This is a genomic window from Candidatus Laterigemmans baculatus, from assembly GCF_010367455.1.
GTDB classification, from domain to species: domain Bacteria; phylum Planctomycetota; class Planctomycetia; order Pirellulales; family Pirellulaceae; genus Laterigemmans; species Laterigemmans baculatus.
This window is the reverse complement of sequence record NZ_WRPR01000105.1, coordinates 1-7,080: the sequence shown is the minus strand read 5'-3', so window position 1 is coordinate 7,080 and position 7,080 is coordinate 1. Positions and strand designations below refer to the sequence as shown.

Sequence of the window (7,080 nt, the reverse complement as noted above, 5' to 3'; positions counted from 1 at the left end):
GACGCGGGAGGCGGGAGGCGGGAGGCGGGAGGCGGGAGGACGCGGGCCACGGAAGGACACGGAAGAGCACGGAAGGGGAGCAAGGGCCTCGTACTCGTACTCAGCGCAGCGGTACTCGATCCCAGCGTGGGTGCTTTCCGTGAGTGCCGGGTTTCGAGTACGAGTACGAGTACCGCTTCGCTGAGTACGAGTAGGAACTTTCAGAATCTGAGATTTCTGAGATCTGAAATATCCGAGAGCGCGGATTTCCTGCGATCGGTGTCTACCGCAGTGCCCTTTGCCTTCCCCCGCTACCCACTTCCGTGCGCGGTTCCGTGTCCTTCCGTGGCCCCTCTCCCACCGGCCACTGGTTCCCGGCTGTTGTTTCGAGTACGCGTACCGCTTCGCTGAGTACGAGTCCGACGATCCCTGCCCCTCTCCTCCCTTCCGTGCTCTTCCGTGTCCTTCCGTGGCCCGTGCTCTTCCGTGGCTCGTGTCCTTCCGTGGCCCGTGTCCTTCCGTGGCTCGTGTCCTTCCGTGGCCCCTGACAACCTTGCCTCGGCTCCAAATCCCCCTTGACACTGAAGGCCGCGGCCTCATACTCGTCCCTTTCGCATCCACGCCCCAGTCCGCACTCTGTACGGCTCGCCCAACGGCCGAGCGTGATCCGCAGCCCATGCCCACTATCAATCAACTCGTCCGCAAGCGACGCAAAAAGGCCCGCAAGGTCAGCAAGTCCCCGGTGTTGGACCGCTGCCCGCAGAAGCAGGGCGTGTGCTTGCAGGTTCGCACAATGACCCCCAAAAAGCCGAACTCGGCGCTGCGGAAGATTACCCGCGTGCGGCTGAGCAACGGCAAAGAGGTCACGGTTTACATTCCCGGCGAAGGCCACAACCTGCAGGAGCACTCGATCGTGCTCGTCCGCGGGGGTCGTGTCCGCGATTTGCCGGGTGTTCGTTATCAGGTGGTTCGCGGCAGCCGTGACACGCTGGGCGTCGACAATCGCAAACAAGCTCGCTCGCGTTACGGTGCCAAGAAGGGCTAAACAACCATGGGAAGTATTACTGCTAGCCGGACGCAGCTGAAACCGGACCCTCGCTACGACTCGATCCTGGCCAGCAAGTTCATCAACTGCTTGATGCAGGACGGCAAAAAGACCGTCGCTCAGCAGGTGCTCTACCGGGCGCTGGATGAAATCGGCCGTCGGATTCCCGACGCCGAGCCGATCGAAGTCTTTGAGCAGGCGATCGAGAACGTCAAGCCGTACATCGAAGTCCGCAGCAAGCGGGTCGGTGGTGCCAGCTACCAGGTCCCGATGCAGGTCAATCGGGCGCGTCAGCAGAGCCTGGCTCTGCGGTGGATCCTGGGGGCGGTGCGGGACAAGAAGGGGCGTCCGACGCACCTCAAGTTGGCCGACGAATTGATCGCCGGTTACAAGAAGGAAGGCGTGGCGTACACCAAACGCGAAAACACCCACCGGATGGCCGACGCCAACAAGGCATTCGCTCACTTTGCGTGGTGATCGCCCACGAGGCGATTTGATCCTCCGAAGCATCGAGAAAGCCGCGTCCCTGTTGCCGGGGATGGCGGCTTTTTTCGTGGCTTTGCCGCTTGGCCCGGCTTTGCCACAATGCGTGTCCTTCCACCACTCTCCCCGCAACTTGCTTCCCATGTCCCTGTCGAACCTTCGCAACATCGGCATCATCGCGCACATCGATGCCGGCAAAACGACCGTTACCGAACGGATGCTGTTTCTCAGCGGTGCCAAACACCGCGTGGGGCGGGTCGACTCGGGAACGACCGATACCGACGACGATCCGGAGGAGCAGGAGCGGGGGATCACGATCTTCTCGGCGACCGTGCGGCTGCGGTGGAACGAGTACCAGTTGAACTTGATCGACACCCCCGGCCACGTCGATTTCACGGCCGAAGTCGAGCGCTGCCTCCGCGTGCTCGATGGAGCCGTGGTCGTCTTTTCGGCTCGCGAGGGAGTCGAGGCTCAGAGCGAGACGGTCTGGCGGCAGGCCGATCGCTACGACGTGCCGCGAATCGTCTTCATCAACAAGATGGATCGCGAAGGAGCGGACTTTTTCTCGGTCGTTTCGGACATCGGCCCGCGGCTCGGCGGCAATCCGGTTCCGGTCCAGATTCCTGTCGGTGCCGGCCCGGCCCACGTCTCCTCGCCGTTTCGGGGAGTGATCGATCTGGTCGGGATGCGGTTCCTCGAGTTCGATCCGGAGAGTGAGGGGAAGAAGGTTACTGCCGGCGAGATCCCCGACGAGCTGCTCGACGAAGCGATGCTGTATCGCGAGCAGATGCTCGAGGCGCTCTACGAGTTCGACGAACCGTTGGCCCTGGCGGCGATGGAAGAGCAGGAGATCACGGCCGAGCAGATCCGCTCGGCGCTCCGCAGCGCCTGCCTGCGTCGGCAGATCCAGCCCGTCTTCTGCGGCTCGGCGCTGCATGGGATCGGCGTCAATCCGCTCCTCGACGGCGTCGGCTATTACTTGCCGAGCCCACTCGATCGGCCGCCGGTCGAAGGGGTCGATCCCGCCCATCCCGACCAGACGCTCAGCCGCAAGCCCGATCCGAAGGAGCCATTCTGCGGGTTGGTCTTCAAGATTCTGCCGGCCAAAACGGGCGACAACTACTGGATCCGGATCTACAGCGGGACGCTCAAAGCGAACTCCCGCGTCTCCTGTCCCAACCGCGAGAAGAAGGAGAACGTGGCCCAGTTGTGGCAGATCCACGCCAGCAAGAAAGAGCGCGACGGTCAGATCGACTCGGCCCCGGCCGGCGACATTGTGTGCGTGATCGGCCCGCGGCACGCGATCACCGGCGATACGCTCTGCGAAACCCGCGATGAGATCGAGCTGCCGAGCATCAGCTTCGCCTCGAGCGTCCTCTCGATGGCGATCGAACCGGAGAGCACGGCCGATCGCAAGAAGCTCTACGAGACGCTCGAGATGCTCAAGCGTCAGGACCCCACGTTCGACGCCTCGACCAACGAAGAGACGGGGCAGACGTTGATCAGCGGGATGGGCGAGCTGCATCTGGAGGTGATCCAGCACCGCTTGACTCGCGATTTTGGGCTGAAGGTCAAGTTCTACAAGCCGCGCGTCAACTACCGCGAGACGATCGCCAAAAAAGCCAAAGTCGTCGGCCAGTGCAATCGTCAAATCGGTGCGACGCAAATGTTCGCTCGCTTGGCCGTGACGGTCGAGCCGCTCGAGGATCCCGCCGCGCCGGTCATCGTCTTCGACCGCTTGCCGCCGGAGACGACGATCCCCAATGGCCCCCGGACCGCGGCGCTCGAAGAGCTCCGCGAGCGGGCTGGCGGCGGCGGATTGCTGGCCGGATTCCCGTTGACCGGGGTCAAGATCAGCGTGACTGGAGGGGAGGCACACGAGGAAGGCAGCGACGAAGTGGCGTTCCGGATCGCGGCTGGCGACGCCTTTGAGCGGGGGCTGCAGGAAGCGGTCCCGACGCTGCTCGAACCGGTGATGCGAGTCGAGATCACGACCCCCGACGATTACATGGGAGAGATCGTCGGCGACTTGCAGCAGCGCCGCGGGATGATCGCCAAGACCGAAAGCCGCGGGGCGCTGACGACGATCGTCGCCCATGCCCCGCTCAAGGAGCTGTTCGGCTACTCCAGCGCCATCCGCAGCCTCTCGCAAGGCCGCGCGAGCAGCAGCATGGAACCGCTCGGCTACCAACCCGCCCCGCCCGAGGACGCGACGGCGTTCACGTTTTGAGTCGCCTAAGCGAGGGGGCTGTTGGCCCAAGGCTGAGGCGTTAGCGAAATCGTTTAACGGCTAGCCGAAGGCGTCGGTGTTTCGGAAAAGCAGTTAGCGAAATCGTTTAACGGCTAGCCGAAGGCGTCGGTGTTTCGGAAAAGCAGTCGCCTGCGGCTTGCCGTTAAACGATTGACACGATTCATTCACTTCGAGCGTTCGGGCGATGCACTCTCCACCCTCCATCGATGCCGCCGCATTTGAAGCCGAAGTCCGCTCGGCGATCCGGGGCGATGTCTACTTCGACGAGGTCGTTCGCGGGGTGTACGCCACCGACGCCTCGCTGTTTCAAGTCGTCCCGCGGTGCGTCGTGGTGCCTCGCGACGAGGCCGACGCGGTCGAGGCGATTCGGCTGGCGGGGCGGTTCGGGGTGCCGGTGACAGCGCGGGGTGGAGGGACTTCGCTTTCGGGGCAAACCTTCGGGCCGGGGATGGTGCTGGACGTCTCAAAGTACATGGACCAGATCCTCGAGGTGAACGCCGAGGAGGGCTGGGCGCGGGTCGGGCCGGGAGTGATCCGCGACCAGTTGAACCGAGCCGTCGCCGCGGCAGGACTCCAGTTCGCGCCCGACCCGGCGACCGGATCGCGGGCCACGATCGGCGGGATGATCGGCAATAACACCTGCGGCACGCGGAGCGTTGTCTACGGGAAAACGATCGACCACGTGCTCTCGTGCCGCGTCGCCTTGGCCGATGGCACGGTCTGCGAGTTTGAGCCGGTCGATGACATCGAGTGGCGTGCCCGGGCCGAGGGCCGCGGTGTGTCGGCTCGCGAGGCGGAGCTGTATCGCGGCGTGGGCGAGCTGATCGAGCGGCATCGCGAGGAGATCCTCCGCCGGTACCCAAAAGTCCTCCGCCGCGTCTCGGGGTACAACCTCGACGAGTTCGTCGACGGGGCGGGCTACACCGGACCGATCGGCCCCCGCGCCGCATCGAACCGAGGGCACCGCAGCTGGAATCTGGCGAACTTGATCGTCGGCTCCGAGGGGACCTTGGCCGTGTTGCTCGAAGCCAAGGTGCGGCTGGTCCCGCTCCCCAAAGCGACCGCGCTCTGCGTCGTCCACTTCCATGATCTCGACGCTTCGCTGCGGAGCGTCGACACGATGCTCAGCCATGAGCCAACGACGGTCGAGCTGCTCGATGCGACGGTGATGCGGGAAGCGAAAGTGAACGTGGCCACGCGGCACATGGCTCACTTCATCGAGGGCGATCCGCAAGCGGTGCAGATCGTGGAGTTTTTCGGCGAGGATGCCGGCCAGGCCACCGAGCGGGCTCAGCGGTTTGCCGCGGCGATGCAGGAGCAGGGAGTCGGATACGCCTGGCCCGTGTTCGTCGACGCTCTGGGAATCCACGACGTGTGGGAAACCCGCAAACTCGGCTTGGGGCTGATCTCCAACGTCCGTGGTGCGAACAAAGGCCGCGACTTCATCGAAGACGCCTGCGTGCCGACCGAGCACCTGGCCGAATACATCCGCAAGATCCAAACGCTGTGCGACGAGCAGGGCGTCACGCGAGTCAGCCTCTATGCTCATGCTTCGGTTGGCGTCGTCCACGTGGTCCCCTCGCTCGACCTGCACGATCCGGCGGACGTTCACAAGATGGAAGCGATCGCGCGCCAGGCTTTTCAGTGGGTGATGGAGTACGGCGGGTCGTGGTCGGGCGAGCACGGAGACGGGCAAGTCCGCGGCGAGTTCCTGCCGCAGATGTTTGGTGAGGAGCTGTACGGCGCGTTTGTCGAGCTGAAGCGGTTGTTCGATCCGCTCGGGCTGATGAATCCCGGCAAAGTCGTCGCTGCCCAGACGATGACCGAAAACCTCCGCTACCAGACCCCCGGTTACGAATGGAATGCGGCTCGTGCCCAAGCCGCTTCGGAGTATCGCTACGCCGCACAGGGTGGGCTGAAGCTGGCTGTCGAGCAGTGCAACGGCGTCGGGGCCTGTCGCAAGATTGGCAGCGGCACGATGTGCCCCTCCTACATGGCGACTCGCGACGAACAGCACTCGACGCGTGGGCGGGCGAACGCACTCCGGTTGGCCATGTCGGGCCAGCTCGGCGATGATCCGGTCGCCGCGATTGGATCCGACGGCGTCCACGATTGCTTGTCGCTCTGTCTCGCTTGCAAAGCGTGCAAGAGTGAATGCCCCAACTCGGTCGACATGGCGAAGCTCAAGAGCGAGGCTCTGCAGATGCGGTATGACCGCAAAGGGACGCCGCTCGGAGCCAAAATTCTCGGGCGGATGCCCGACGCGGCGCGGCGGCTCGCCGGACGAGCCGCGGGAGTGGCGAACCTCGCGTCGCTCGTTCCCGGGGGACGGGCCGTCCTTGAGCGGCTGACGGGAATCGACCGGCGACGTCCGCTCCCCCCGTTCGCCTCGCGGACCTTGCAGCAGCATTTGAAAGCGCAGGCTCCGCCGGTGGCGGCCCCGCCGCGCGGTCGCGTGGTCCTGTTCGACGATACCTATGCAAACTACTTCGAGCCGAAGATCGCGCTCGCGGCAATCCGGCTGCTGAGTTCGCTCGGCTACGAGGTTCTTTTGGCCGAGGCCGGATGCTGTCAGCGGACGCGGCTTTCCAAAGGGCTCGTGCGGGAAGCCAAGCAGCTCGGAACCGAGACGTTTCGCAAGCTCGACGCGTTTGCCCGCGAGGGACTGCCGATCCTCTGCCTCGAACCATCCTGTGCCTCAGCCCTGGTCGACGACCTGGCCGATCTTGTCGAGGATGCGGAGCTCGCCGCACGCGTTTCCGGGCAGGTTCAGATGATCGACCAATTTTTGCATCGCGAAGGGGTCGAGCTTCGCAGCAAGCATAGCCACGTGTTGCTGCACGGGCATTGCCACCAGAAGGCGCTGTTTGGGACCGCGGCGATCCGCGAGCTGTTCGACGCAATGCCGGGGACCGAGTGCGAAGATCTCGACGCCGGCTGCTGCGGAATGGCTGGCTCGTTCGGCTACGAGCATTTTGAACTGTCTCAGAAGATCGGCGAAGACCGACTCTTTCCGGCGGTTCGCAAAGCGGTCAAAGAAGGCAAGTCGATCGTCGCCTGCGGAATCTCTTGCCGCCATCAGTTGAAAGACTGTTTGGGCGTCGAAGCCGAGCACTGGGTGGAAGTGGTCGAACCGCGATAAAGGTGGGGGCGGGGAATAATCTCAGGGACGCAGGCGGTTCCAAAATCAGCCGCCGGGCGCTAGCCCCCGGTTCTCGAACACGCCGAGAAAACCGGACGCTAGCCCGGATATTTCATCCGCTGATGGATTTTAGGCTCGGGGCGGCTGATGCGGTTGGATTTTACGAGAAGAGGCGGGCGG

The 7,080-nt window shown here is 64.0% G+C and carries 4 protein-coding genes; all 4 read left to right on the top strand.

All coding sequences use genetic code 11. The features are described from left to right. Window positions 1-655: 655 nt before the first annotated feature. The 4 genes from rpsL (at window position 656) to GNK13_RS17895 (ending at window position 6,900) form a co-directional block, all read left to right on the top strand. Complete coding sequence (gene rpsL / locus GNK13_RS17910) at window positions 656-1,024, top strand: 30S ribosomal protein S12 (protein WP_164103927.1); 369 nt, start codon at window positions 656-658, stop codon at window positions 1,022-1,024. A 6-nt stretch (window positions 1,025-1,030) separates the two neighbouring features. Further along, window positions 1,031-1,501, top strand: coding sequence for a 30S ribosomal protein S7 (gene rpsG, locus GNK13_RS17905; RefSeq protein WP_164103926.1), 471 nt, complete (start codon window positions 1,031-1,033; stop codon window positions 1,499-1,501). A 148-nt stretch (window positions 1,502-1,649) separates the two neighbouring features. Continuing rightward, a complete protein-coding gene (gene fusA / locus GNK13_RS17900) occupies window positions 1,650-3,737 on the top strand; it encodes an elongation factor G (protein ID WP_164103925.1) in 2,088 nt (695 codons plus the stop codon). Window positions 3,738-3,942: 205 nt separating this feature from the next. Beyond that, window positions 3,943-6,900, top strand: a complete 2,958-nt coding sequence (locus GNK13_RS17895) for an FAD-binding and (Fe-S)-binding domain-containing protein (protein ID WP_164103924.1) — start codon at window positions 3,943-3,945, stop codon at window positions 6,898-6,900. Window positions 6,901-7,080 lie beyond the last annotated feature (180 nt).

Bases quoted from the DNA above. Each gene is read 5' to 3' on its own strand.
- fusA (WP_164103925.1), top strand. From the start codon at position 1,650: ATGTCCCTGTCGAACCTTCGCAACATCGGCATCATCGCGCACATCGAT.
- rpsG (WP_164103926.1), top strand. From the start codon at position 1,031: ATGGGAAGTATTACTGCTAGCCGGACGCAGCTGAAACCGGACCCTCGC.
- GNK13_RS17895 (WP_164103924.1), top strand. From the start codon at position 3,943: ATGCACTCTCCACCCTCCATCGATGCCGCCGCATTTGAAGCCGAAGTC.
- rpsL (WP_164103927.1), top strand. From the start codon at position 656: ATGCCCACTATCAATCAACTCGTCCGCAAGCGACGCAAAAAGGCCCGC.